Source organism: Nonomuraea sp. NPDC049709 (genome assembly GCF_040674815.1).
In the GTDB taxonomy this organism is placed as follows: domain Bacteria; phylum Actinomycetota; class Actinomycetes; order Streptosporangiales; family Streptosporangiaceae; genus Nonomuraea.
Map to the genome: position 1 here is coordinate 166,849 of NZ_JBFANM010000004.1, position 25,522 is coordinate 192,370.

Genomic DNA, 25,522 nt, shown 5'->3' on the forward strand with positions numbered 1-25,522 from the left:
TCCCGTTACATACCGGCTGGTCGGCACATTACTGGAAAGAGCGGATCAGATCAGCACCCCCGGATTGAGGATCCCCCGGGGATCCAGGGCGGCCTTGGCGGCCTTGAGCGCGAGGGCGAACGGGTCGGGCCGCTGCCGGTCGTAGAAGGGGCGGTGGTCGCGGCCCACGGCGTGGTGGTGGGTGATCGTCCCGCCCATGCGCAGGACGGTCTCGGAGACGCGGCGCTTGAGGTCGTCCCACTGCTCCAGCTCGGCGCCCTTCTCGGCGGGGACGACGATCGTGTAGTACGGCGCGGGCCCGTCCGGGTAGGCGAAGGCCAGGCGGCACGTCGTGGTCCCGGCCTCCCCTTCCGCCATGACGGCCTCGTGCAGGGCCGGGAAGCGGTCCCAGGTGACGGCCGTCTCGACGGTCTCGGCGATCACGCCCAGGCCCGGGTAGGCGTTGCGCAGGTAGGGCATGCGGGTGAACGCGCCCTTCCACGCGACATCCTGACGGGCCTCGCCGGCGGCTCCTCCGTGCCAGGAGACGATCTCCAGGGCCCGCGACACCCACGCGTCCACGGGATGGTCGGCCGACTCGAAGCCGAGGATGAGCACGGCCTGCCGCCCGTCGCCGCCGGAGGTCAGCGCGGCCTCCCGGGCGTCCAGCAGGCGGCAGTTTGCGGGGTGCAGGCCCGACTGCGCCAGGTCGTGCACGGCCATCACCCCGGCCTCCCACTCCGCGAACCGCACCGGCAGCGAGACCTTGTGCTGCGGGCGCCGGTGGACGCGCACCCAGGCGCGGGTGATCACACCCAGGGCGCCCTCCGAGCCGAGCAGCCAGCGGTCCGGCGACGGTCCCGCGCCGGAGCCCGGCACCCGGCGCGACTCCCACACGCCGGCGGGGGTGCTGGCCCGGATCGACTCGACGAGGTCGTCGATGTGGGTGTGCAGGGTGGCGAAGTGCCCGCCGGCCCGGGTCGCGATCCAGCCGCCGAGCGTGGAGAACTCGTACGACTGCGGGAAGAAGCGCAGCTGCAGCCCGTCGGGCAGCCCGGCGTTGATCCCGGGCCCCGTCGCGCCGGCCTCCACGAGGGCCGCCTGCGAGGTCTCGTCCACCTCCAGGACGCGGTTCATGCGGCCGAGGTCCAGGCACAGGGACGGGCCGTCGAAGCGGGCCTCGACGCCGCCCACGACGCTCGTCCCGCCGCCCCTGGGCACCACCGGCACGCCCCGGCCGGAGGCCCACTCCAGGACCTGCGCGACCTCGTCCTCGTTCCGGGGCAGCGCCACCAGGTCGGGGGCGTTGGTGAAGTCGCCCCGGTAGGCGCGGATCAGGTCGCGGTAGGCCTGCCCGTAGGTGCGCACGGCCCGCTCGTACGGGTCGTCCGTGCAGAACGGCAGCGGCGGCACGGGGAGCCCGGACCTGGGCACCAGTGCCGGGGAGAACGGCACGGGCGGCTCCCACGAGGCCGGTTCGCCCAGCCCCGTGTGCTCGCTGAACAACCGGGCGATCTCCCGCAGTTCGGGCTCGCCAGGTTCGGGCCCCCACGCCCAGTGACTTGTCGGCATGGCACGATTGTCGCGCCGAACTTCAGAATGTGTAGTCGAAGGTGTACGAGTGGGTGCCGTCGGCGGCGACGGCGATGCCCATCTCGCCCCGGAGGCCGCGCAACTCCCCCGTCGCCGAGTCCGGGACGACTCTGACCCGCAGCGACTGCTCGCCGTTGTCGCTCACCGCGTCATGCTGCACCACGAAGCTGCCCGCCCGCCCGTCGAGGGTCGCCTCAACGCGCTCCAGGGCTACGTACGACCGCGAGGTCTCCACCGGGGTGGTGGCCACCATCATGGTGACGACGCTGGTGCCGGTCAGGTCCCCGCGCCAGGTCTTGTCCAGGGTCAGGAGCCCGAGAGTGACGCCGTCGCGGTCGTCGAAGGGCGGCTGGGGAGTCCAGTTGGCGGTGTCGAAGGTTCCCTTGGCGGTCATGGGACGATCGTGGCAGCCGTACCTGTCAGGTTGCGTCAGGTACCGGCGAGCCTTTCCACGACCGGCGCGAAGGCGTCCATGAACTGGGCGTTCACCGACACGTACGAGACCCCGAGGCGGTCCCTGCGCCGCAGCAGCGTGTCGGCCATCTCCTGGGGCGTGCCCGTGAGGACGCCGGTGCCGGTGCGGCCGAAGCGCTCCAGGGCCCATGGCGGGGGCTCCGCCCCGGCGCACGCCAGGTTCATGCCGAGCTCCAGGTCGTGGAAGCGGTCGCCGGCCAGCTCGTACAGCTCGTCCAGCTTGGCCGCCACCTGCTCCTCGGTGTAGTGCGGGGGCACGCCGAGCGCGACCGTGTCGGCCTTCATGGCGGCCAGGCGCAGCAGCTTCGTGCCTGCCGCGGCCACCAGGACCCGCACGTTCTCGACGGCGTCGATGGTCTGCGCGAGCCGCTCGATGCGCTGCCCCGGCGTGCCGAACCTGACGCCGAGCGTGGCCGCGTCGCGCTCGGCGTCCGGCCGCCCGGCCCCGAGGCCCAGCTCGAACCGGCCGTCGGTGAGCTTGTGCAGCGTGGCGGTCTCCCACGCCACGGCCTGCGGCGTCCGGTTGGGCGCGCTCAGGACGTACGTGCCGACGCGCAGGGTCGTCGTGGCCGTGGCGGCGACGGCGGCGGCCGTGAACGGCGACAGCGTGCCCAGCGTGTCGGGCACCAGCAGGGTCGAATAGCCGAGGCTCTCCGCCCGGCGGGCCAGGCCGGCCCACGCGCCGGCGTCGGGGGCTTGTCCGGCGACCGTGCCGAACCTGAACGGGTGATCGGTCATGCCCCAACGATGTCCGACGCGCGGGCCCGGCACATCGTCCCCCGGACCGGTGGACCACTACGTCCGGGGGCGCAAGCCCTCAGGGGCGCGCTACTCCCCCAGCAGTATCCGCGTGAAGTCGCTGGAGAACTTGCCCTCGGGGTCGAGCCGCCCCACCAGCGAGCGGAACCGCTCGGGGCACTGGGGCCACCGGGTGAACAGCTTGCCCCAGTGCGGCCGCGGGTCGAACGGCGCCAGCGTCTCCTCCACCAGCTCCAGCACCGGCATCACCGCGGCGACGTCCTTCACCCAGGTGAAGTGGATGCCCACGCTGTCGCGGCCGTGGAAGGGGCTGAGCCACAGGTCGTCGGCGGCCACCGAGCGGACCTCGGAGATCTGCAGGACCGGGCGGATGCGGTCGCCGATCGCGAACAGCTCGCGCAGCGCCTTGACCGCGTGCTCCCGGGGCAGCAGCAGCTCCGACTGCAGCTCGTCGCCGGCGCCGCTGGGCGGGAAGTCGGGGCGGAAGTGCGGCAGCCGCTCGTGCCAGGGGCCGGGGACGCCCATCTGCACCGTGCAGCTGTCGGCGGGCATGGTGGGCAGGGGGTGGCGGGGGGCGTCGGCGGGGGTGGTGCCGTACCAGTCGGGGCCGGTCAGCTCCTCCGCGCGCTTGAGCCAGACGCGGGTGTCGCGGTAGTCGGTGAAGAGGCTGACGCTGTAGCCGCTCGACATGATCGCGTCGAAGTCGCCGAGCGCGTCCGCCGGCAGGCCCTCGCGGACGTACTGGCGCAGCTCGAACGCGGGCACGAGGTCGAGCGTCAGCGAGGCCACGACGCCGAGGGCGCCGATCGAGACCACCGCTCCGGGGAAGTCGGCGTCCCCGCGCGTGAGCGACAGCAGCGAGCCGTCGGCGGTGACGAGGTCGATCCCGGACACGGCGGCGGCCAGGCTCGCCACGCCGTCGCCGGAGCCGTGCGTGCCCGTGGCGACCGAGCCGGCCACGGAGATGTGCGGCAGCGAGGCCATGTTCGCCAGCGCGAACCCGGCCTCGTGCAGCAGCGGCGCGAGCCGCGCGTACGTCATGCGCGCGCCCACCCGCACCTTGGCCGCTCCGCTGTCGATCTTCACCAGGTCCGGCATCCGGTCCAGCACCACGAGGTCGCCGGTGGTGTCGGCGACGTGGTTGAAGGAGTGCCCGCTGCCCAGTGCCCGCACCCGGGCACTGGCCGCGACGAGCCGCTGGAGCTCGTCGAGCGAGGTCGGATGATGGACATTGCTTGCCTGGAATGTGGTGTTTCCAGCCCAGTTGGTCAGCGTCACGGCCTTACCTTCCCACAGCGACGCCTTGTCAGCCCGCGCGGGTACCGCTAGTTTCAGGTGCCGCTGACCGGAGGTGTGCCGTGCTCTACTTGTCCCAGGTTCTCGGCCTGGTCACGCTCGCTCTCTGGCTCTACTGCGTCTTCGATGTGATCACCACGCCCGACACGCTCTGCCGGAACCTGCCGAAGATCGGCTGGGTGCTGATCGTGCTGCTGTTCCCGCTGATCGGGTCGATCGCCTGGCTGGTGGCGGGCCGGCCCGAGCGGACCCAGGCCGTCACGCGGCCCAGCGCCTTCCCTGAATACGACCGTCCCGGCCGCTTCGCCGCCACCAGTCCCGATGACGACGAGGAGTTCCTGCGCCGCTGCCGCGAGCGCGCCGAGGAGCAGCGCAGGAACGCCCCCGGGAAACCTCAGGACGAGAGTTAGAAGCCCTGGGCCAGGCGGTAGTACGCCTGGTTCCAGCGCAGCTCCTTGGTGAACCGCTCGGTCGTGGTGTCGGCGTCGATGACCACCAGCTCCACGCCCAGCACGTCGGCCAGGTCGGTCAGCTCCTCGCGGCCGACCGCCGTGGACAGGACCGTGTGGTGCGGCGCGCCGGCGGTGAGCCACGACTCGGTGGAGGTGCGCAGGTTCGGCCGCGGGCTCCAGACGGCGCGGGCCACCGGCAGCTTGGGCAGCGGCTCGGGCGGCGACACGATGTCGATCTCGTTGGCGACGAGGCGGAACCGGTCGCCCATGTCGGCCAGGCCGACCACGATGCCGGGGCCGGGCTGGGCGTCGAACACGAGCCTGACCGGGTCCTCGCGGCCGCCGATGCTCAGCGGGTGGATCTCGCACGACGGCGTGCCGGCCGCGATGGACGGGCAGACCTCCAGCATGTGCGCGCCCAGGATGAGCTCCTGGCCGGGCGTCAGGTGGTAGGTGTAGTCCTCCATGAAGGAGGTGCCGCCGGGTGTCCCCTTGTCGGCCATGGCCTTCAGGGTGCGCAGGAGGACCGAGGTCTTCCAGTCGCCCTCGCCGCCGAAGCCGTACCCGTCGGCCATGAGCCGCTGCACGGCGAGGCCGGGGAGCTGGCGCAGGCCGCCGAGGTCCTCGAAGTTCGTGGTGAACGCCTTGAAGCCGCCCGCCTCCAGGAAGCTCCGCAGGCCCAGCTCGATCCGGGCCGCGTAGCGCAGCGAGTCGTTGCGCTCGCCGAGCAGCTCGGGGGCCACGGTGTACTGCTCGGCGTACTCCTTGACCAGCGCCGTCACGTCGGCGTCGGGGACGGCGTCCACGACCTCGACCAGGTCGTTGACGCCGTAGGTGTTGACCGAGACGCCGAAGCGGAGCTGCGCCTCGACCTTGTCGCCCTCGGTGACCGCCACGTCGCGCATGTTGTCGCCGAAGCGGGCCAGCTTGAGCGTGCGCACCTCGGCCAGGCCCTTGGCGGCCCGCACCCAGGTCAGGATGCGCTCGCCCACGGACGGGTCGGAGACGTGCCCGGCCACGGTCTTGCGCGGCACGCCGAGCCGGGTCTGGATGTGCCCGAACTCGCGGTCGCCGTGCGCGGCCTGGTTGAGGTTCATGAAGTCCATGTCGATGGAGCTCCACGGCAGCTCCACGTTGGCCTGCGTGTGCAGGTGGAGCAGCGGCTTGCGCAGCGCGTCGAGCCCGGCGATCCACATCTTGGCCGGGGAGAACGTGTGCATCCACGCGATCACGCCGGCGCACTCGTCGTCGGCGTTGGCCTCGAGCATCACCCGCCGGATGGCCGCGGCGTCGGTCAGGACGGGCTTCCACTCCACCGGCGTGGGGAGCTGCTCGGCGATCCGCTGGGACTGCTCCGCCACCTGGCGCAGCGTGTCCTCGCCGTACAGTCCCTGGCTGCCGGTCAGAAACCAGATGTTCAACGCGGGCTCCTCTGTCCGTAGACGTTCTGATAGCGGTCGTACAGGCGGTCGATGTCGTCCTGCGCGATGGGCAGCGGGTCGCCGAGCTGGCGGGCGACGTGCACCGTACGCGCGACGTCCTCGCACATCACGGCGGCCTTCACCGCGGCCTTGGCGTCCTTGCCGATGCTGAACACGCCGTGGTTCTGCATCAGGACCGCCTTGGAGCGGTGGCCCTTGAGCGTCTCGACGATGCCCTGGCCGATCGAGTCGTCGCCGATGAGGGCGAACGGCCCGATCGGGATCTCGCCGCCGAACTCGTCGGCCATCGCGGTCAGCACGCACGGGATGGCCTCGCCGCGGGCGGCCCAGGCAGAGGCGTAGGTGGAGTGGGTGTGCACGACGCCGCCGACCTCGGGCATGTTGCGGTAGACGTACGCGTGCGCGGCCGTGTCGCTGGACGGCGAGTGCTCGCCCTCCACCAGGTTGCCGTCGAGGTCGCACACGACCATGTTCTCCGGCGTCAGCTCGTCGTAGGAGATCCCGGAGGGCTTGATGACGAACAGATCCTCGCCCGGGATCCGGCCGGAGACGTTACCGGCCGTCCAGACCACCAGGTTGTAGCGGACCAGCTCGGCGTGCAGGTCAGCGACGATCTTCCTCGTGTCCATCAAGCTTGTGCCTCGTTCCTGATCGCGCGCAGCGTGTGCAACATCCGTCCGTCCCCGAAGAAGTCGTGGAGCCTGCGGTACTCGGCGTAGAGCCGGTCGTAGGCGTCGGCGCGGGCCGCGTCGGGCACGTACGCGTTCTCGGTGCGCTTGCCCATGGCCGCGGCGGCCTCCTCGATCGAGGGGTAGGCCCCGGCGGCGACGGCCGCGTGGATGGCCGAGCCGAGCGCGGGCCCCTGGTCGGAGCCGATGACCGACAGCGGGCGGCGCAGCACGTCGGCGTAGACCTGCATGAGGAAGGGGTTCTTCAGCAGGCCGCCGGCGACCACGAACTCCTCGACCGGCACGCCCGACTTCTCGAACGTCTCCACGATCATGCGGGCGCCGTACGCGGTGGACTCGATGAGGGCCCGGTAGACGTCCTCGGGCTTGGTGGCCAGGGTCTGGCCGACGATCACCCCGGAGAGGTTGTGGTCGACCAGCACCGAGCGGTTGCCGCCGAACCAGTCGAGCGCGACCAGTCCGTGCTGGCCCACGGCCTGCTTCTCGGCCAGCGCCGTGAGCTGCTCGTGCCCTTCGGTGCCGAAGTTGTCCACGTACCAGGCGAAGATGTCGCCGACGGCCGACTGGCCGGCCTCGTAGCCCCACAGGCCGGGCACGATGCCGTCCTGGACCACGCCGCACATCCCCGGCACCTCGGCGAGCTGGTCGCTGGGCATGATGTGGCAGGTGGAGGTGCCCATGATGGCCACCATCTGGCCGGGCCGGACGGCGTCCGCGGCGGCGGCCGTGACGTGCGCGTCCACGTTGCCGACGGCCACGGCGACCCCCTCGGGGATGCCGGTCCACTCGGCGGCCCGCGCCGTCACCCGCCCGGCGAGGCCGCCCAGCGGGGCCAGCTTGACGCCGTTGACGTCGTCGCCGACCTCACCGGTGGCGAGCTTGCCGACGAATCCGGCGAAGCCCGGGTTGAGCTCGGCGAGGTATTCCGCCGACGGGTAGCTCCCGTCCTGGAAGACGCCCTTGTAGCCGACCGTGCAGATGTTGCGGCTCTCGACGCCGGTGAGCTGCCAGATGATCCAGTCGGCGGCCTCGATCCAGCGCTCGGCCCTGGCGTAGACCTCGGGGGCCTCCTCCAGGACCTGCAGGCCCTTGGCGAACTCCCACTCGGAGGAGATCTTGCCGCCGTAGCGCGGCAGCCAGCTCTCGCCCCGGCGCGCGGCCGTCTCGTTGATCCGGTCGGCGTGCGGCTGGGCGGCGTGGTGCTTCCACAGCTTGGGCCAGGCGTGCGGCTCGGCGGGCGTCTCGAAGCAGAGCGGGGTGCCGTCGGCCGTGGTGGGCAGGACGGTGCAGGCGGTGAAGTCGGTGCCGATGCCGACGATCTCCTCGGGGCGCACGCCCGCGGCGGCGATCGCCTGGGGCACGGCGACCTTCAGCACGTCGATCCAGTCCTGCGGCGACTGCAGGGCCCAGTCGGGGCCGAGCCGCACGTCCGTGCCGGGAAGAGTGTGCTCGATGACGCGGTTGGCGTACTCGTGGACGGCGCTGCCCAGCTCGGCGCCGTCGCTCACACGTACGACGACGGCACGCCCTGAGAGCGTGCCGAAGTCCACTCCGACCACGTATTTGTTAGCGTTCACATTGAACTCCAGGGAGTTTCCGGGGGCATGCCAATCATCTACCTGACAGCATCTACCTAACTGGGGCCGTGCTGGCCCTGACGACGAAGCTGGGCCGGACGACCAGGCGCTCGTACGCGGTGGGTCCCACGTCGATCTGCCGCAGCAGCACCTCGATGCAGTGCCGGCCCACTACGTCGAAATCCTGCCTGACCGTCGTGAGCGGCGGCGAGAAGAACTCCGACTCGGGGATGTCGTCGAAGCCGACCACGCTGATCTGGCCGGGAACCCGCACCCCCTTCTCCGACAGGGCGCGCAGCACGCCGAGCGCCATCTGGTCGTTGGCCGCGAAGACGGCCGTGACGCCGTCCATCGCGGCCAGGCTCTTGCCCGCCTCGTAACCGGCGCGCGGGCTCCAGTCGCCGGCCAGCGGCTCGGGCACCGGCCGGCCGGCCTCCTCCAGCGCGGCGCGCCAGCCGTCGACCCGGCCCTGGGTCTCCAGCCAGTCGGCCGGGCCGCGGACGTGCCAGACCGTCTCGTGGCCCTGGTCGAGCAGGTGCCGCGTGGCGAGCTTGGCGCCCTCCACCTGGTCGATGCAGACCACCGAGACGTCGGCGCTGTGCGTGCCCTCGACCGCCACCGCCGGCAGGCCGGTCGGCAGGTTCTCCAGGGCCCGCGCGGCCGAGCGCTGCGGCGCCACCACGACCACCCCGTCAACGCCCTGCTCGGCGAGGTAGTCGATGGCGTCGCCCACGCTGGCCGCGTCGATCGACTTGAGGCTGACGATGCTGACGAAGTAGCCGGCGGTCCTGGCCGCCTGCTCGATGCCGTAGATGGTGCTGGCCGGACCGTACAGCGTGGTGTCGAAGCTGACCACGCCGAGGGTCCTCGAGCGCTTGGTGACCAGGGCGCGGGCGACCAGGTTGCGGCGGTAGCCCAGCCGGGTGATCGCCTCCTCCACCCGGGCGCGGGTGTCGGCCCGGACGTTCGGGTGGTCGTTGAGCACCCGGGAGACCGTCTGGTGCGACACGCCCGCTTCCTTGGCCACGTCGGCCATGACCGGCATGCGGCGTCTGGGCGTCGTCACGGTCTCTCCTTTCGCTGGGCTCCGGGGATCTTACTAGCGCGAAGCTCCCGCCCTGCGCTTTGTCCAGACGTCGAACGCCACGGCGGCGAGCAGGACGGCACCCTTGACGAGCATGACCCGCTCACTGGGCGAGCCGATCAGGGACATGCCGTTGTTGATGACCGCCATGATCAGGCCGCCGGTGATGGCGCCGACGACCTTGCCGACGCCGCCCTGCACCGCCGCGCCACCGATGAAGGCCGCGGCGATGGCGTCCAGCTCGAAGCTGTTGCCCGCCGTCGGACCCGCCTGGTTGAGCCGACCGGCGAAGATGATGCCGGCGATGGCCGACAACACGCCCATGTTCACGAAGATCCAGAAGACCACCGACTTGACCTTCACGCCGGACATGATGGCCGCCTGGAGGTTGCCGCCGATGGCGTAGATCTGCCGGCCGAAGACCGTGCGGTTGGCCATCATCGAGTACGCCAGCACGAGGATCGCCAGCAGCACCAGCACCCACGGCAGGTTCTTGAACCGGGCGAGCTGGATGACCAGGAAGAGGATCAGCGCGGCACCGGCCAGCATCTTCAGCACGAACAGCGCCATGGGCTCGACCGACTGGCCGTAACCCTGGCGGGCGTTCCTGGTGCGCCACTGGGAGGTGAACATGCCGACGATCGCGACGACGCCGATCAGCAGGCTGAACAGGTCGGCGCCGCCGAGCGGGCCGAGGCCGATGTTGCCGAGGTAGCCGTCGGTGAAGCCGTTGGCCAGCGTACGGACCTGGTCCGGGAACGGGCCGATGCCCTGGTTGCCGAGCACGGTCAGCGTCAGCGCCCGGAACAGCAGCATGCCGGCCAGCGTCACGATGAAGGCCGGGATCCCGAAGTACGCGATCCAGTACCCCTGCCAGGCACCGATGAGGGCGCCCGCCACCAGCGTGGCCAGCAGGGCCAGCGGCCATGGCCAGCCCATGTTGACCATGAGCACCGCCGCCAGCGCTCCCGTGACCGCCACCACCGAGCCGACCGACAGGTCGATGTGCCCGGCGATGATGATCAGGATCATCCCGATCGCGAGGATCAGGACGTAGGAGTTCTGGACGATGATGTTCGAGATGTTCTGCGGCTGGAGCATGGCGCCGTCGGTCAGCACCGTGAACAACACGACGATCGCCGCGAACGCGATGTAGATACCGCTCGATCGCAGGTTGAGCGAAATTCCGCCGAGCGACACCCGGCCCGGCTGCCGTGGCGCTCCCCCGTCGCCCTTGGCGCCGACCTCCACGTCGGCGGGCGTGATGCTGCTCATGCGCCCGCCTTCGTCAGGCGCATGAGCAGCAGCTGGCTGCGTTTGATAGTTCGCTCGCTTCGCTCGCTCATCAGAGCTACTCCTGTCCCTTGGTCATGAGGTGCATGAGGCTTTCCTGGGTGGCCTCCTGGCGGGGAACCTCGCCGGTGATGCGACCTTCGGAGAGTGTGTAGATGCGGTCGCACAGGCCAAGCAGCTCAGGCAACTCACTCGAGATCACCAGCACGGCCTTGCCCTGGTCAGCGAGGTGGTTGATGATCGTGTAGATCTCGTACTTGGCACCGACGTCGATGCCGCGGGTCGGCTCGTCGAGGATGAGCACGTCCGGCTCGGTCATGATCCACTTGGACAGCACGACCTTCTGCTGGTTGCCGCCGCTCAGCTTGCCCACGACGCTGTTGACGCTGGGCGCCTTGATGTTCATGCTCTTGTGGAACTCTTCGGCGACCCGGTATTCCTCGTTCTCGTTGACCCAGCCGCGCTTGGCCAGGCCCTTGAGCCCGGCCGCGCTAATGTTGCGCTTGATGTCCTCGATGAGGTTGAGCCCGTAGCGCTTGCGGTCCTCGGAGGCGTAGGCGATGCCGTGCCTGATCGCGTCCTGCACGTGGCGGATCTCGATCGGCTTGCCGTCCTTGAAGATCTTGCCGGAGATGTGCACGCCGTACGCCCGCCCGAACACGCTCATCGCCAGCTCGGTGCGTCCGGCGCCCATCAGGCCCGCGAGCCCGACGATCTCCCCGCGGCGCAGCGTGAGCGATGCCCCGTCGACGACCTTGCGGTCCGGCTGGCTGGGGCTGTACACCGTCCAGTCCTCGATCCGCAGCGCCTCCTCGCCGACCGTCGGCTCGTGCGGCGGGAAGCGGTTGTCGAGGGCGCGGCCGACCATGCCGGAGATGATGCGGTCCTCCGTCACGTGGTCGCTGGCCATGTCGAGCGTCTCGATCGTCCGGCCGTCACGGATGATCGTGACGGAGTCGGCGATCGCGATCACCTCGTTCAGCTTGTGGGAGATGATCACGCACGTGATGCCCCCGTCCCGCAGCCCGCGCAGCAGGTCCAGCAGGTGAGCGGAGTCGTCGTCGTTGAGCGCCGCGGTGGGCTCGTCGAGGATGAGGAGCTTCACCTCCTTCGACAGCGCCTTGGCGATCTCCACGAGCTGCTGCTTGCCGACGCCGATCTCGGAGATCGGCGTGGTCGGGTTCTCGCGCAGGCCGACCCGCTTCATCAGCTCGGCGGCCTCGTAGTTGGTGCGGTTCCAGTCGATGATCCCGCGTTTGGCGCGCTCGTTGCCGAGGAAGATGTTCTCCGCGATCGACAGCTGAGGGCTCAGCGCCAGCTCCTGGTGGATGATGACGATGCCGGCGTGCTCGCTGTCACGGATGCTGCCGAACTCGCATCTCTGACCCTCGAAGAAGATCTCGCCCTCGTACTCGCCGTGCGGGTAGACCCCGGACAGCACCTTCATCAGCGTCGACTTGCCGGCGCCGTTCTCGCCGCAGATGGCGTGGATCTCGCCCTGCCGGACCGACAGGTTGACGTCCTGCAGCGCCTTGACACCGGGGAACGTCTTGGTGATCCCGCTCATCCGCAAGATGTGCTCGGTCATATGCCCCTCGCTCAGGGAGAGCCCCGGGGACGCGGAGGCGTCCCCGGGGCAGGCCCTTACTTGAGCTGGTCCTCGGTGTAGTAGTTGCCGCCGATGATGACTTCCTTGTAGTTGGACTTGTCGACGATCACCGGGTCGAGCAGGTACGAAGGAACGACCTTGTTGCCGTTGTCGTAGTCCTTGGTGTTGTTCACCTCGGGCTGGGCGCCCTTGAGCACGGAGTCGGCCATCTTCACCGTCTGCTCGGCGAGCTTGCGGGTGTCCTTGAAGATGGTCGAGTACTGCTCGTCAGCGATGATCGACTTGACCGAGGCGAGCTCGGCGTCCTGGCCGGTCACGATCGGGTAGGGCTGGCCGCTGGTGCCGTAGCCGGAGCTCTTCAGCGCCGACAGGATGCCGATGGACAGGCCGTCGTACGGCGACAGCACGCCGTCGACCTTGGTGCCACCGGTGTAGGACTTGGTGAGGAGGTCCTCCATGCGCTTCTGCGCGGTGGCGGGGTCCCAGCGGAGGATGGCGGCGGTCTTGAAGTCGGTCTGGCCGCTCACGACCTTCAGGGTGCCGTCGTCGAGCTTCGGCTTCAGCACCGACATCGCGCCCTCCCAGAAGAAGGTGGCGTTGTTGTCGTCGGGCGAGCCGCCGAACAGCTCGACGTTGAACGGGCCCTTCTTGCCGTCCTCGACGCCGAGGCCCTTCAGCAGCGAGGTCGCCTGCTGCACGCCGACCTTGAAGTTGTCGAAGGTGGCGTAGTAGTCGACGTTCGGGCTGTTGCGGATCAGCCGGTCGTAGGCGATGACCGGGATCTTCGCGTCAGCGGCCTGCTGGAGCTGGGAGGTGATCGCGGTGCCGTCGATCGAGGCGACGATCAGGAGCTTGGCGCCCTTGGTGATCTGGTTCTCGATCTGGTTGGCCTGCGTGGGGATGTCGTTCTCGGCGTACTGCAGGTCGACCTTGTAGCCGAGCTTCTCGAGCTGCTGCTTGACGTTGTCGCCGTCGTGGATCCAGCGCTCGGAGGACTTGGTGGGCATGGTGACGCCGATCAGGGCGCCCGCGTTGCCGGCAGCCGCGGAGGTGGAGGCCTCCTGGTCGACTGTCTTCGTGCTCGACCCACAAGCCGTCATGGTCGCGGCGAGAGCGATGGCGGACACCACGCCCCCGATTCGTCCCAACCTCATGTGCATCCCTTTCCATGGGGGTCGCGGCAGCGCTGGACGCGGCGACTGCCGGTTAAGCGAGGGATTCAGTCACAGAACGTGACGAATCAGAACAAAGTTCGCATTCGTTTCCGCCGATTGTTATCGCTAACAAAGCTTATGTCAACGGTAGGACATAACCTGACGGAAACTTTCAGGTAACTTCTATGCAGGTCAGCGGCGTGACCGAGCCGAGAATAGCCGCTGCAGCAGGATGAAGACGAAGAGCAACATTCCGATGAAGATCTTGGTCCACCACGAGGAGAGCGTCCCTTCGAAACTGATGATCGTCTGGATCAGTCCGAGCACGAGCACGCCAAGCACGGTCCCGAGCAGGAAACCGCTACCGCCGGTCAACAGCGTGCCGCCGATGACGACCGCCGCGATCGCGTCCAGCTCCATGCTCAGCGCGTGCAGGCCGTAGCCCGAGAGCATGTAGAACGACAGGAGCACCCCGCCCAGCGCCGAGCAGAACCCGCTGACGGTGTAGACAGTGATCTTCGTCCGGCCCACGGGCAGGCCCATCAGCAGCGCCGACTGCTCGCTGCCGCCCGTCGCGTAGACCGAGCGGCCGAAGCGGGTGTAGTGCAGCACGTACGCCGCCACCCCCACGACCAGGATCGCGATGATCACGCTCGGCGAGATCCACAGGTCGGCGAACAGGTCGATCCGGGTCTGCGCGAACGCCGTGAACGTCGGGTCGTCGATCGGGATCGAATCCGTGCCGATCGTGTAGCACAGCCCCCGCGCCAGGAACATCCCCGCCAGCGTCACGATGAACGGCTGGATGTCGAAGGCGTGCACGATGTAGCCCATCACCAGCCCCAGCCCGGACCCGATGGCCAGCACCAGCGGCACCACCAGGTACGGCGGCCACCCCGGCCCCTCCATGAGGCTCGCCGAGATCATCGTGGACAGCGCCACCACCGACCCCACCGACAGGTCGATGCCCCCGGTGAGGATCACGAACGTCATCCCCACCGCCACGACCAGCAGGAAGGCGTTGTCGATGAAGACGTTCAGGATCACCTGCCCGCTGGCGAACCCCTCATAGCGGACCCCGCCCACCAGGAACATGGCCAGGAACAGGCACCCGGTCACCAGAACCGGCAGGTACTTGGCAGGGACGGTCGCCCTGCCGATCGTCATGGTGGTCATGCGGTCACCCGCACCTTCTCCTCGGGGGCGGGACTGGGCGGGGCCGTGCGCCCTTTCCGGCGGAACACCTTCGCGCGGAAGGACGGGGACTGGATGAGGCAGACGGCCGTCACGACCAGCGCCTTGAACAGCAGCGTGGTCTCCGGCGGCACCCCGATCGAGTAGATCGTCGTGGTCAGGGTCTGGATGATGAGCGCGCCCAGCACGGTCCCGCCGAGCGAGAACCGGCCGCCGGCCAGCGACGTGCCGCCGATCACCACGGCCAGGATCGCGTCCAGCTCGATCCACAGGCCGGCGTTGTTGCCGTCGGCGCTGGAGACGTTCGAGCTGATCATCAGTCCGGCCACACCCGCGCACAGGCCGGCGAACGCGTACACCATGATGATGATCCCGCGCGCCCTGATGCCCGCCAGCCTGCTGGCCTCGGCGTTGCCGCCGACCGACTCGATCAGCATGCCCAGCGCCAGCCGCCTGGTCAGGAACACGGTGATCGCCAGCACGGCGATGACGATGAGGATGCCGAACGGCACGGTCAGCCAGTAACCGCCGCCGATCACCTTGTACGCCGGGCTGTTGACGGTGATGATCTGGCCGTCGGTGATGAGCTGGGCCAGACCGCGCCCGGCCACCATCAGGATGAGCGTGGCGATGATCGGCTGGATCCCGATGCCCGCGACCAGGAACCCGTTCCAGGCCCCCAGCGCCAGGCACAGCCCGAGCGCCAGCGCCACGGCGGTGAACACGCTCGCGTCCTGGCTGATCTGCAGGCAGGCCAGCGCGCCCGAGATCGCCACCACCGAGCCCACCGACAGGTCGATGCCGCCGGTGGCGATGACCAGCGTCATGCCCAGCGAGACCAGGATCAGCGGCGCGCCGAAGCGCAGGATGTCGATCAGGCTGCCGTACAGGTGGCCGTCCCTGACCTGGATCGAGAAGAAGCTGGGCGTGAAGAACACGTTCAGCGCCAGCAGCAGGGCCAGCACCACCAGCGGCCACAACAGCCGTCTCATGAGGCTCGCCCTCCGCTCGCGATCGTCTCCAGCAGCACGTCTGTCGTGAGCGCCTCGTCGTTGGGCAACTCGGCCACCAGCCGCCGGTCGCGCAGCACCTCGACCTTGTGGCTGAGCCGCAGCACCTCCTCCAGCTCGGCGGAGATGAACAGCACCGCCATCCCGCCGTCCGACAGCTCCGCGACCAGGCGCTGGATCTCGGTCTTCGCGCCCACGTCGATGCCCCGGGTGGGCTCGTCCAGGATGAGCAGCCGGGGCTCCAGGATCAGCCACCTGGCCAGCACGACCTTCTGCTGGTTGCCGCCGCTGAGGTTGCGGACGAGGTGCTCGGGGTTGGGCGGGCTGATCTTCAGGGCCTTGACGTACCTGCCGACCAGCTCGTCCTGCTGCTCGCGCGGCACCGGCCTGGTCCAGCCCCTGGTGGCCTGGAGGGCGAGGATGATGTTCTCGCGCACGGTGAGGTCCGGGATGAGGCCGTCGGCCTTGCGGTTCTCCGAGCAGAACGCGATCTTGTGGTTCATCGCCGCGCGGGGCGTGCGTAACGACGACGGCGAGCCGCCGATCGCGATCTCGCCCGTGCTCGCGTGGTCGGCGCCGAACAGCAACCGGGCGATCTCCGTACGGCCGGAGCCGAGCAGCCCCGCCAGGCCCACGACCTCGCCCTCGTGGATGGTGACGCTGAACGGCTCGATCGCCCCGGTGCGGCCCAGCTCGCGCGCCTCCACCAGCGGGCGGTCGAAGACCTTGGCCTCGCCGTGCAGGCGCTCCAGCGCGGCCAGCTCCTGCCCGATCATCTTCGCGACCAGCTCGACCTGCGGGAGCTCCCTCGTCAGGTAGTCACCGACGAGCCGCCCGTTGCGAAGAATCGTCATACGATCCGAAATTTCGTAGATCTGGTCGAGAAAGTGGGAGACGAAGAGGATGGCGATGCCCTCCTCCTTCAGCCGCCGCATCACCCTGAAGAGCTGCGCGACCTCGTCCGCGTCCAGGCTGGAGGTGGGCTCGTCGAGGATCAGCACCCTGGCGTCCACGTCGATCGCCCGCGCGATCGCCACCATCTGCTGGATCGCCAGCGAGTACGACGACAGCGGCGCCGACACGTCCAGGCTCAGCTCCAGCCGCGACAGCAGCTCGCCGGCCCTGGCCCGCATGCGCTTCCAGTCGATGCGCCCCCGGCGGCGCGGCTCGCGGCCGAGCAGGATGTTCTCGGCCACCGAGAGGTTCGTGCAGAGGTTGACCTCCTGGTAGACCGTGCTGATCCCGGCCTGCTGCGCCTCCAGGGGGCTGCCGAACGCGACCGGCGCGCCGCCCAGCTCGATGGTGCCCGCGTCGGCGGGGTAGACGCCGGTGAGCACCTTGATCAGGGTGGACTTGCCCGCGCCGTTCTCTCCCATGAGCGCGTGCACCTCACCGGGCAGCAGCCGCAGGTCCACGCCGTCCAGGGCCTTCACCCCCGGAAACTGTTTGCCGATCCCGCTCATCGTCAGGACCGGCGCGGGTACGGCCATCAGCCATTCCCCTTTCGCATCGCGACGGCGGCCCGGGCTGTTCCCCGGACCGCCTCCCTCGTCCATACGCCCCTGCCGCCCCTCCGTCCACCCGCCCGAGGGACCCCGGTCCCGCACGGCCAGGATCCCTTCCGGAATGACGGATGGGGGACGGGCCGGGCTCAGTACTGGCGGGTGGACAGGACCTGCTTGGCCTGCTCCTGGGTGAACGTGGTCTCCTCGGTCACCACGCGCGCCGGCACCTGCTCACCCTTGACGACCTTCTTGGCCAGGTCCATCAGCTGCGGGCCGAGCAGCGGCGAGCACTCGACGATGAAGTTGATCTTCCCGTCGGCCAGCGCCTGCATGCCGTCCTTGACCGCGTCGACAGTGATGATCTTGATGTCCTTGCCGGGCACCTTGCCCGCGCCCTCGATCGCCTCGATCGCGCCCAGGCCCATGTCGTCGTTGTGCGCGTACAGCACGTCGATGTCCGGGGTGGACTTCAGGAAGGCCTCCATGACCTCCTTGCCCTTGGCCCTGGTGAAGTCACCCGTCTGCGAGGCGACGACCTTGAACTTCGCGTCCGCCCCGATGACCTCGGCGAAGCCCGCCTTGCGGTCGTTGGCCGGCGCCGAGCCCGTCGTGCCCTGCAGCTCGACGATGTTCACCGTGTCCTTGGTGTCCTTGTACTCCTCCACCAGCCACTGCCCGGCCTTCTTGCCCTCCTCGATGAAGTCGGAGCCCAGGAAGGTCTTGTAGAGGGTCGTGTCCTTGGAGTCCACGGCGCGGTCGGTCAGGATGACCGGGATCTTCGCGTTCTGGGCCTCCTTGAGCACCGTGTCCCAGCCCGACTCCACCACCGGCGAGAAGGCGATGATGTCCACCTTCTGCTGGATGTAGGAGCGGATGGCCTTGATCTGGTTCTCCTGCTTCTGCTGGGCGTCGGAGAACTTGAGCGTGATGCCCGCGTTCTTCGCCGAGTCCTGCACGGATTTGGTGTTGGCGGTCCGCCAGCCGCTCTCCGCGCCCACCTGGGAGAAGCCCATGGTGATCGCATCGCTGCCGCTGCCGCTGCCCGTACCGCTGCCACCGCTGGCACCACTGCCACCGCTGCCGCAGGACGCCACCGACATCGCGGTGAGCCCGGCGAGCACCAACGCCGAGATCCTCTTTAACACGTGGGGGGTTCCCTTCTGATGTGAACGCTAACAACCCTGGTCGGGTGCCAGCGCGTCCTGCCTTCCGGTACGGCTCAGGCCCGGGCCGTACTGACCCTGGCGACGAACGTCGGCGGCACCACGAGCCGCTCACGCTCCTGGAGTCCGCCTTCGAGCTGCCGTACGAGCACCTCGATGCTGTGTCTGCCCACCGCGTCGAAGTCCTGCCTGATGGTCGTGAGCGGCGGCGAGAAGAACTCGGACTCGGGGATGTCGTCGAAACCGACGACGCTCACCTGCTCGGGCACTCTCACCCCCTGCTCGGTGAACGCCCGCAGCACGCCGAGCGCCATCTGGTCGTTGGCGACGAAGACCGCGGTGACGTTCCTCATGCTCGCCAGGCTGCGGCCCGCCTCGTACCCCGAGCGCGGGCTCCAGTCCCCGGCGAGCGGTCGTGGGGCCTCGCGGCCCGCCTGCTCCAGCGCGGCCCGCCACCCGGCCACGCGCCCTTCGGCCTCCAGCCAGTCGGAGGGACCGCTGACGTGCCACACCGTCTCGTGGCCCAGCGACAGCAGGTGCTCGGTGGCGAGCCTGCCTCCCGCGACCTGGTCGACGCACACCACGGACACGTCGCCCGCCTCGCCGCCCTCGACGGCGACGGTGGGGACGCCGAGCGGCAGGTCGGCCAGGGCCCGGGCGGCCGAGCGCTGCGGCGCGACCACGACGATGCCGTCCACGCCCTGGTCGGCCAGGTAGTCCAGGGCATCGCGCACGCCGGCCTTGTCGATCGACTTGAGGCTGACGATGCTGACGAAGTAGCCGGCCGCCCTGGCCGCCTGTTCGATGCCGTAGACGGTGCTGGCCGGGCCGTACAGCGTGGTGTCGAAACTGACCACTCCGAGCGTTCTGGAGTGCTTGGTGACGAGTGCGCGGGCGACGAGGTTGCGGCGGTAGCCGAGCTTGTCGATCGCTTCGAGCACCCGTGTACGGGTCTCGCTGCGCACGTTCGGATGATCGTTGAGCACGCGGGAGACAGTCTGATGCGACACGCCGGCCTCTTTGGCCACATCGGCCATGACCGGCAGGCGACGCCCCAGGGTGGATCCCACAGCCGTGCTCCTTTCCTGGCTTGGCCCCGACTGTGAACGTTAACAACCCGTTCCGTCAAGGGCTCTCCGCATTACGTTCGGGTTACGCGAGTTCACCTTGCCGGGCTCCGCTCGGCGGGCGGGATGGATGCCCCTCGCTTCGCCGCGGATCCATCTCAGCGCCCCTTGACGCCGCTCCCGGGCAGTCCTTAACTTGTCGCGAATCGCCGTTGTTAACGCTCACTTCTGTGTTAACGCTAACAACCAGTGAGGAGCCCCCACTCATGTTGCGAATCGCCTTATCCGCCCTGCTCTTAGCGGGCCTGGTGGTGGCGCCTCCGGTCGCGGCGGCAGCGGACCCCATCCCCGAAGGCGCCGTCGTGGACCAGTTCGACGGCACCACGCTCGGCGAGGACTGGACGGTGTTGTCTCCTGACAGCTCCCGCTGGAGCCTGTCAGGCGGCGCGCTACACCTGGACACCCTGACCGGCGACACCCACCAGGGCACGAACAACGCCCGGAACCTCTTCCTCGTGGACGTCCCCGACGGCGACTTCGAGGTCGTCACCAAGCTCAGCGCGCCCGTCACGCTGGACTACCAGAGCGCGGGCCTGCTGGCCTGGCAGGACTGGGACAACTACGTACGGGCCGGGCTGGCCCACGTCGGGTTCGCGGGCGGACCGGTGATCGAGACGGCCGCCGAGGTGGGCGCGGCCTTCACCTCGGCCTTCGCGGCCAGACCCGGCTCCACCGCCGAGATCGTCAAGCTGGCCAGGACCGGCGACGAATTCGTCTCCTCCTACTGGGACGGCACGGCCTGGGTGCAGGCGTCGAGGATGACCGCCGCGCTGAAGATCGGGCAGGTCGGACTCTTCGGGCTCTCGGCGCAGAACGGCACCTCCGTCCGGGCCGACTTCGACTACATCGCGATCAAGGCGGCCGAGGGGCAGCCGGTGGTGCCGGAAGGGGCGTTCACGCTGCGGGCGGCGGCGCTGCCGTACCTGTCGGCCGACCGCTCGGGGACGGTGCGCGCCTCGGCGAAGGCTCCCATGACCGCCCTGGCCGTCACGGCGGAGCCCAGCGGCGACGGCGTCAAACTCAAGGACGTGGCGACCGGCGAATACCTGGAGGCGAGGCCGCAGGTGCGGCTGAGCGGCTCGGCCTCGGTCTGGCGGTTGACGGATGCCGGTGGGGGCAAGGTCACGGTGTCCTCCGGCGGCCGGAGCATCTCGATCAGCGACGGGAAGCTGGTCATGGGCACGGACGCGACGAAGTTCCGGGTCGAGGGCTACACATCGGGCAAGCTGACCGTGGACCCGAAGGCCAAGGGCACGAAGGTCAGCCCCGACCTGTACGGCGTCTTCTACGAGGACATCAACCACGCCGCCGACGGCGGTCTCTACGCCGAGCTGGTGCAGAACCGCTCGTTCGAGTTCAACTCCACCGACGAGAGCTCCTACACCGGCCTGACCGCGTGGTCCAAGGCCGAGCGCGGCGCCACCGCCGCCCTGACCGTCACCGGCGAGGACCCGCTGAACGCCGCCAACCGCAACTACCTGCGGCTCGACGTGACCGGCGACGGCACGGCGGGAGCGGCCAACGCCGGGTTCAACCGCGGCCTGCCGCTCAAGGCCGGCAAGCGCTACGACCTGTCGCTGTGGGCCAGGCGCCAGCAGGCCGGTCCCCTGACGGTCACCGTGGAGGACGGCACGACCGTGCTGGGCCGGGCCACTCTGCAGGTCAAGGCCGGCGGCTGGGCCACGTACAAGGCGTCGTTCACCGCCTCGGGCACCACCGACGCGGGCCGGCTCGTGGTGCAGGCACCCGCCGGGCGGACCGATCTGGACATGGTCTCGCTGTTCCCCCGCGACACCTTCAAGGGCCACGGCATGCGGGCGGACCTGGCCAAGATGATCGCCGATCTGGAGCCGCGGTTCCTGCGCTTCCCCGGCGGCTGCGTCACCAACGTAGGCACCTACGACCCGTACTCGGAGAACCAGGACCGGCGCCGGATCTACCAGTGGAAGGAGACGATCGGCCCGGTCGAGGAGCGGCCGACGAACTTCAACTTCTGGGGCTACAACCAGACCTACGGCATCGGCTACTACGAGTACTTCCAGTTCGCCGAGGACATCGGGGCCGAGGCGCTGCCGGTGCTGTCGGTGGGCGTGAACGGCTGCGGCGAGAACCGGCCGCTGACCGACGAGGCCAAGCTGGCCCGGTGGGTGCAGGACACGCTGGACCTGATCGAGTTCGCCAACGGGCCGGTCACCTCGACCTGGGGCAGGAAGCGGGCCGAGCTGGGGCATCCCAAGCCGTTCGGGCTGGAGTACATCGGGCTCGGGAACGAGGAGATCTACGAGGAGTTCTTCACGAACTACCCGAAGTTCGCGAACGCGGTGCGGGCCGAGTATCCCGACATCAAGATCATCAGTAACTCGGGTCAGACGTCGCAGGGCGCCTGGTTCGACCGGATGTGGCAGTTCGCCCGCGACCAGAAGGCCGACCTGGTCGACGAGCACTACTACAACAACCCGGACTGGTTCCTGGCCAACAACCACCGCTACGACACCTACGACCGCACTGGACCGAAGGTGTTCGTGGGTGAGTACGCCTCCCGGGGCAACACCTTCTACAACGCGCTGAGCGAGGCGTCGTACATGACGGGCATCGAGCGCAACTCCGACGTCGTGCAGCTGGCCTCGTACGCGCCGCTGCTGGCCAACGTCGACTACGTGGACTGGACGCCGGACCTGATCTGGTTCGACAACGACCAGGCCTACGGTTCGCCGAGCTACCACGTCCAGCGCCTGTTCTCCACGAACGTGGGCGAGCGGGTGGTGCCGAGCGCGTTCGAGGGTGAGGCCAGGCCGGTCGAGGACATCAGGGGCGCGGTCGGGCTGGGCGCGTGGAACACCGCGGTCCGGTACGACGACGTACGGGTCACCGCGGCGGACGGCACCGTGCTGCTGTCGGACGACTTCTCGGCCGGGGCCGGCAGGTGGACGCCGGGCCTGGGCACCTGGGCCGTGCAGGACGGGGCCTACGTCCAGACGGCGCAGGTCGAGGACGCCAGGTCCACGGCGGGCTCGGCCGACTGGTCGAACTACACGATGGAGGTGACGGCCCGCAAGACCGCGGGCGCGGAGGGCTTCCTGGTGATGTTCGGGGTCGCGGACACCGGCAACTTCTACTGGTGGAACGTCGGCGGCTGGGGCAACACCCAGTCCGCCGTCGAGAAGGCCGTGAACGGCGGCAAGTCCTCGATCGCCACCTCGGCCACCACCGTCGAGACCGGCCGCGACTACCGGCTCAAGGTCCAGGTCAGCGGGCGGCGGATCACGACCTGGCTGGACGGGCAGCGGATCAACGACTTCGTGGACAGCGCCCGGGTGGAGCCGCTGTACCAGGTGGTATCCAGGGACGGGAAGTCGGTGACGCTCAAGGTCGTCAACGCGCAGGACACAGCCGTGCGCGGCAGCGTGGACCTCGGCTCGGCCCGGTTCCGGCCGACGGCCACGGTCACCTCGCTGACCGGCGCGCCGTCGGACGTGAACTCGATCGCCGAACCGGACCGGATCGCGCCGGTGCGGCGGCAGGTGAACGGCTTCTCCTCGGCCTTCGCCTACGACTTCCCCGCGTACTCGGTGACGTTCATCGAGCTCACCGAGCGGTGAGAACGCCGTAGGGGGCGGAGCCCCCCGCCCCCTACGGGACGACGCGGTAGTGGGTGGTCATCCGGCCCGCGTCGTCCAGCACGTGGAAGGCGATCACCGGCGGGAGCTCGTAGTCGACCGAGTCGGCGAAGCTCTCGCCGCCCTCCCACGGCAGCTTCAGCGTGGACACGACGCCCCCGCCCACCAGCAGCGGCCGGCCGGCGAACGTGGTGGCCGCGGCCATGTGAGCGTGCCCGACCAGGATCGCGGGCACGCCGGTGCGGCCGGCGAGCAGCGCCTCCAGCCGCTCGGCCCGCCGCAGCCGGATCGCGTCCAGCGGCGCGCTGTGCAGCGGCACCGGCGGGTGGTGGAAGGCCACGAAGACCGGCAGGTCGGTGCCGTCCAGCACGCCTTCGAGCCAGGCGATCGTCTCGTCGTCGAGGTCACCCGGGTCCTCGCCCGGGATGGAGGAGTCGCACATGGCGAAGACGGCGCCGGGAGTGCGCAGGACCTGGTTGACGGGCCCGTCGGCGGCCTCCTCGCTGAGCAGGACGCGGCGGAACTCCGCCCGCACGTCGTGGTTGCCGGGAACGACCAGGACGGGGTGGCGGGAGGTGAGCAGCTTGGCGGCAGTCTCGTACTCCTCGGCGAGCCCGTGGTCGGCGATGTCGCCGGTGACCAGCACCGCGTCGACGTCGCCGGGCATCGCGTCCAGGTAACGCATGACGGCGTCGGCCCGGCCGGCGCTCTGCGGTGTGGCGCCGATGTGGATGTCGCTCAGGTGAGCGATCACGATCATGACGGTGGTCCCCTTCCGGTTCTGCCAGCTCACCTACGGTAAGCCCGGACACCGGACCACACGTAAGATCCGGTTCCGTGCGAAAAGATTGGGCCGGCTCCGGAGTGGACCTGCACCTGGAGCTCTCAGCCGGGGGCGGGCGGCGCGGCGCGCTGGAGGACGCGCTGCGGGCGGCGGTCAGGGACGGGCGGCTGGCGCGCGGCACCCGGCTGCCCTCGACCCGCTCGCTGGCCGCGCAGCTGCGGCTGTCCCGGGGCACGGTGACCGCGGCGTACGACCAGCTCGTCGCGGAGGGCTACCTGACCACCCGCCCGGGCTCGGGAACGGAGGTCGCCGCCGTCTCGACTCCCGGCCCCGTCCCCCCTGCCCCGGAACCTGCCGCCCTGCCCGAGCCCGTGCACGATCTGCGCCCGGGGCAGCCCGACGTGTCCGCCTTCCCCGCCCGCGCCTGGCTGCGCGCCACCCGGCACGTGCTCGCGACCGCGCCCGCCGCCGTCCTCGGCCTCTGCGACCCGCGCGGCCGGATCGAGCTCCGGCGGGCGCTGGCCGGCTACCTGGCCAGGACCCGGGGAGTGGTGACCACGCCCGAGCACATCGTCGTCACGACCGGCTTCGTCCAGTCGCTCAACCTGCTCGCCGCCGTCATCGGCGACGGCCCGATCGCCATGGAGGACCCGGGGCACGACTTCTACCGGGAGGTGGTCCGCCGCGCCGGGCGCGAGGTCGTACCGCTGCCGGTGGACGAGCTCGGCGCGCGGGTCGGGACGCTCACCCCCGCCGTCGCCGCCGCGGTCGTCACCCCCGCGCACCAGTACCCCATGGGCGTCCCCCTGCACCCGAGCCGGCGCCACGCGCTGCGCGAGTGGGGCGGCCTGGTCGTCGAGGACGACTACGACGGGGAGTTCCGCTACGACCGGCAGCCGGTCGGCGCGTTCCAGGGCACGGCGCCGGAGCAGGCCGTGTACTTCGGCACCACCTCGGAGTCCCTCGCCCCCGCCCTGCGCCTGGCCTGGATGGCGGTGCCGCCCGCGCTGATCGGCCCCGTCACCGAGGCCAAGCTGCACGCCGACATCCACACGGAGGTGCTCGGCCAGCTCGTGCTGGCCCGGCTGATCGAGACCCACGACTACGACCGGCACATCCGCGCCGCCCGCCTGCGCTACCGCCGGCGCCGCGAGCTGCTGCGCGCCCGCCTGGCCGCCGCGCTGCCCGGCGCGGTCCTGCCCGGCGTGGCGGCGGGCCTGCGCACCCTCCTGCTGCTGCCCGGCGGCGGCCCCTCGGAGGCCGAGCTGCTCGACGCGTGCGCGCGCCGGGGCATCGCGTTGCGCCCCGCCTCCCCGCTCTGGCACGGCGCCGGGCGGGAGGGCCTGCTCATCGGGTACGCCGGCCCCTCGGAACGCGCCTACCCCCACGCGCTCGAAGCCCTGGCGGAGACACTCACGCGCGCGGCCGGCCGGGAACCAGCGGCCGATTCCGGTCGTTCTACCTCATGAGCGCACGATGCGGAGGAGGGACATGGGCTGGCACTACCGCAAGTCAATCAAAGTGGGGCCGTTCCGGATCAACCTGTCGCGGCACGGCGTCAGCCACAGCTTCGGCAACCGGCGCTTCCACGTCTCGACCACTCCCGACGGACGCAAGCACGTGTCCGTCCGCCTGCCCGGTGGCTTCCACGTCGGCAAGTCGTTCGGGAGCAGGCGCTACCCCAGACATTACTGACGCTCGGCGGTCTCCCGACCGCTTGA

21 protein-coding genes are annotated in these 25,522 nt (G+C 69.8%); 4 read left to right on the forward strand and 17 right to left on the reverse strand.

Annotated elements, in window-relative coordinates:
• Positions 1-45: 45 nt before the first annotated feature.
• The 4 genes from AB0J69_RS05730 to AB0J69_RS05745 all read right to left on the reverse strand — a co-directional run bounded on the left by AB0J69_RS05730 (position 46) and on the right by AB0J69_RS05745 (position 4,083).
• Positions 46-1,551 (reverse strand): FAD-binding oxidoreductase, encoded by a 1,506-nt coding sequence (locus AB0J69_RS05730; RefSeq protein WP_364113247.1) that lies wholly within the window; start codon positions 1,549-1,551, stop codon positions 46-48.
• A gap of 22 nt (positions 1,552-1,573) precedes the next feature.
• Positions 1,574-1,966, reverse strand: coding sequence for a DUF3224 domain-containing protein (locus AB0J69_RS05735; RefSeq protein ID WP_364113249.1), 393 nt, complete (start codon positions 1,964-1,966; stop codon positions 1,574-1,576).
• 35 nt (positions 1,967-2,001) lie between these two features.
• Positions 2,002-2,784, reverse strand: coding sequence for an LLM class flavin-dependent oxidoreductase (locus AB0J69_RS05740; RefSeq protein ID WP_364113251.1), 783 nt, complete (start codon positions 2,782-2,784; stop codon positions 2,002-2,004).
• A gap of 90 nt (positions 2,785-2,874) precedes the next feature.
• Positions 2,875-4,083 (reverse strand): FAD-binding protein, encoded by a 1,209-nt coding sequence (locus AB0J69_RS05745; protein WP_364113253.1) that lies wholly within the window; start codon positions 4,081-4,083, stop codon positions 2,875-2,877.
• Between the two features lie 80 nt (positions 4,084-4,163).
• Here AB0J69_RS05745 and AB0J69_RS05750 point away from each other — a divergent pair, with 80 nt between their 5' ends.
• On the forward strand, positions 4,164-4,511 hold the full coding sequence (locus AB0J69_RS05750) for a PLD nuclease N-terminal domain-containing protein (RefSeq protein ID WP_364113255.1): 348 nt from the start codon (positions 4,164-4,166) through the stop codon (positions 4,509-4,511).
• Here the strand turns inward: AB0J69_RS05750 and araA are convergent.
• From araA to AB0J69_RS05810, 12 genes are all read right to left on the reverse strand, one after another.
• Positions 4,508-5,974, reverse strand: a complete 1,467-nt coding sequence (gene araA / locus AB0J69_RS05755; protein WP_364113257.1) for an L-arabinose isomerase — start codon at positions 5,972-5,974, stop codon at positions 4,508-4,510. The genes AB0J69_RS05750 and araA overlap by 4 nt on opposite strands.
• Positions 5,971-6,624 carry an L-ribulose-5-phosphate 4-epimerase gene (locus tag AB0J69_RS05760; RefSeq protein WP_364113259.1) on the reverse strand — a complete coding sequence of 218 codons (654 nt, stop codon included), beginning with the start codon at positions 6,622-6,624 and terminating at the stop codon, positions 5,971-5,973. Before AB0J69_RS05760 ends, araA begins: the two co-directional genes overlap by 4 nt.
• On the reverse strand, positions 6,624-8,243 hold the full coding sequence (gene araB, locus AB0J69_RS05765) for a ribulokinase (protein ID WP_364113411.1): 1,620 nt from the start codon (positions 8,241-8,243) through the stop codon (positions 6,624-6,626). The genes AB0J69_RS05760 and araB overlap by 1 nt, the downstream gene beginning before the upstream one ends.
• Positions 8,244-8,313: 70 nt before the next feature.
• Positions 8,314-9,297 carry a LacI family DNA-binding transcriptional regulator gene (locus tag AB0J69_RS05770; protein ID WP_364113413.1) on the reverse strand — a complete coding sequence of 328 codons (984 nt, stop codon included), beginning with the start codon at positions 9,295-9,297 and terminating at the stop codon, positions 8,314-8,316.
• A gap of 63 nt (positions 9,298-9,360) precedes the next feature.
• Entirely contained in the window at positions 9,361-10,620 is a 1,260-nt protein-coding gene (gene mmsB / locus AB0J69_RS05775) for a multiple monosaccharide ABC transporter permease (protein WP_364113261.1), read from the reverse strand.
• Positions 10,621-10,696: 76 nt separating this feature from the next.
• Complete coding sequence (mmsA, locus tag AB0J69_RS05780; RefSeq protein ID WP_364113263.1) at positions 10,697-12,226, reverse strand: multiple monosaccharide ABC transporter ATP-binding protein; 1,530 nt, start codon at positions 12,224-12,226, stop codon at positions 10,697-10,699.
• A 56-nt stretch (positions 12,227-12,282) separates the two neighbouring features.
• Entirely contained in the window at positions 12,283-13,401 is a 1,119-nt protein-coding gene (gene chvE / locus AB0J69_RS05785; protein WP_364113265.1) for a multiple monosaccharide ABC transporter substrate-binding protein, read from the reverse strand.
• Between the two features lie 192 nt (positions 13,402-13,593).
• Positions 13,594-14,577, reverse strand: a complete 984-nt coding sequence (gene yjfF, locus AB0J69_RS05790) for a galactofuranose ABC transporter, permease protein YjfF (protein ID WP_364113267.1) — start codon at positions 14,575-14,577, stop codon at positions 13,594-13,596.
• Complete coding sequence (locus AB0J69_RS05795) at positions 14,574-15,587, reverse strand: ABC transporter permease (protein ID WP_364113269.1); 1,014 nt, start codon at positions 15,585-15,587, stop codon at positions 14,574-14,576. The genes yjfF and AB0J69_RS05795 overlap by 4 nt, the downstream gene beginning before the upstream one ends.
• On the reverse strand, positions 15,584-17,095 hold the full coding sequence (locus tag AB0J69_RS05800) for a sugar ABC transporter ATP-binding protein (protein WP_364113271.1): 1,512 nt from the start codon (positions 17,093-17,095) through the stop codon (positions 15,584-15,586). Before AB0J69_RS05800 ends, AB0J69_RS05795 begins: the two co-directional genes overlap by 4 nt.
• A gap of 161 nt (positions 17,096-17,256) precedes the next feature.
• Positions 17,257-18,255, reverse strand: coding sequence for an ABC transporter substrate-binding protein (locus tag AB0J69_RS05805; protein WP_364113273.1), 999 nt, complete (start codon positions 18,253-18,255; stop codon positions 17,257-17,259).
• A 74-nt stretch (positions 18,256-18,329) separates the two neighbouring features.
• The gene (locus AB0J69_RS05810) at positions 18,330-19,310 is read right to left on the reverse strand and encodes a LacI family DNA-binding transcriptional regulator (protein WP_364113415.1); all 981 of its coding nucleotides are present in this window, start codon (positions 19,308-19,310) and stop codon (positions 18,330-18,332) included.
• Positions 19,311-19,606: 296 nt separating this feature from the next.
• Here AB0J69_RS05810 and AB0J69_RS05815 point away from each other — a divergent pair, with 296 nt between their 5' ends.
• Positions 19,607-22,999: an alpha-L-arabinofuranosidase C-terminal domain-containing protein gene (locus AB0J69_RS05815; protein WP_364113275.1), complete on the forward strand. Its 3,393-nt coding sequence runs from the start codon at positions 19,607-19,609 to the stop codon at positions 22,997-22,999.
• Between the two features lie 31 nt (positions 23,000-23,030).
• Here the strand turns inward: AB0J69_RS05815 and AB0J69_RS05820 are convergent, their stop codons facing one another.
• Positions 23,031-23,777 carry a metallophosphoesterase gene (locus AB0J69_RS05820; protein ID WP_364113277.1) on the reverse strand — a complete coding sequence of 249 codons (747 nt, stop codon included), beginning with the start codon at positions 23,775-23,777 and terminating at the stop codon, positions 23,031-23,033.
• Between the two features lie 77 nt (positions 23,778-23,854).
• Between AB0J69_RS05820 and AB0J69_RS05825 the strand changes: the two genes are divergently transcribed.
• Together AB0J69_RS05825 and AB0J69_RS05830 are read left to right on the forward strand one after the other, a co-directional pair.
• Complete coding sequence (locus AB0J69_RS05825) at positions 23,855-25,270, forward strand: PLP-dependent aminotransferase family protein (protein ID WP_364113279.1); 1,416 nt, start codon at positions 23,855-23,857, stop codon at positions 25,268-25,270.
• A 22-nt stretch (positions 25,271-25,292) separates the two neighbouring features.
• Positions 25,293-25,496, forward strand: a complete 204-nt coding sequence (locus AB0J69_RS05830; RefSeq protein ID WP_364113281.1) for a DUF4236 domain-containing protein — start codon at positions 25,293-25,295, stop codon at positions 25,494-25,496.
• Positions 25,497-25,522 lie beyond the last annotated feature (26 nt).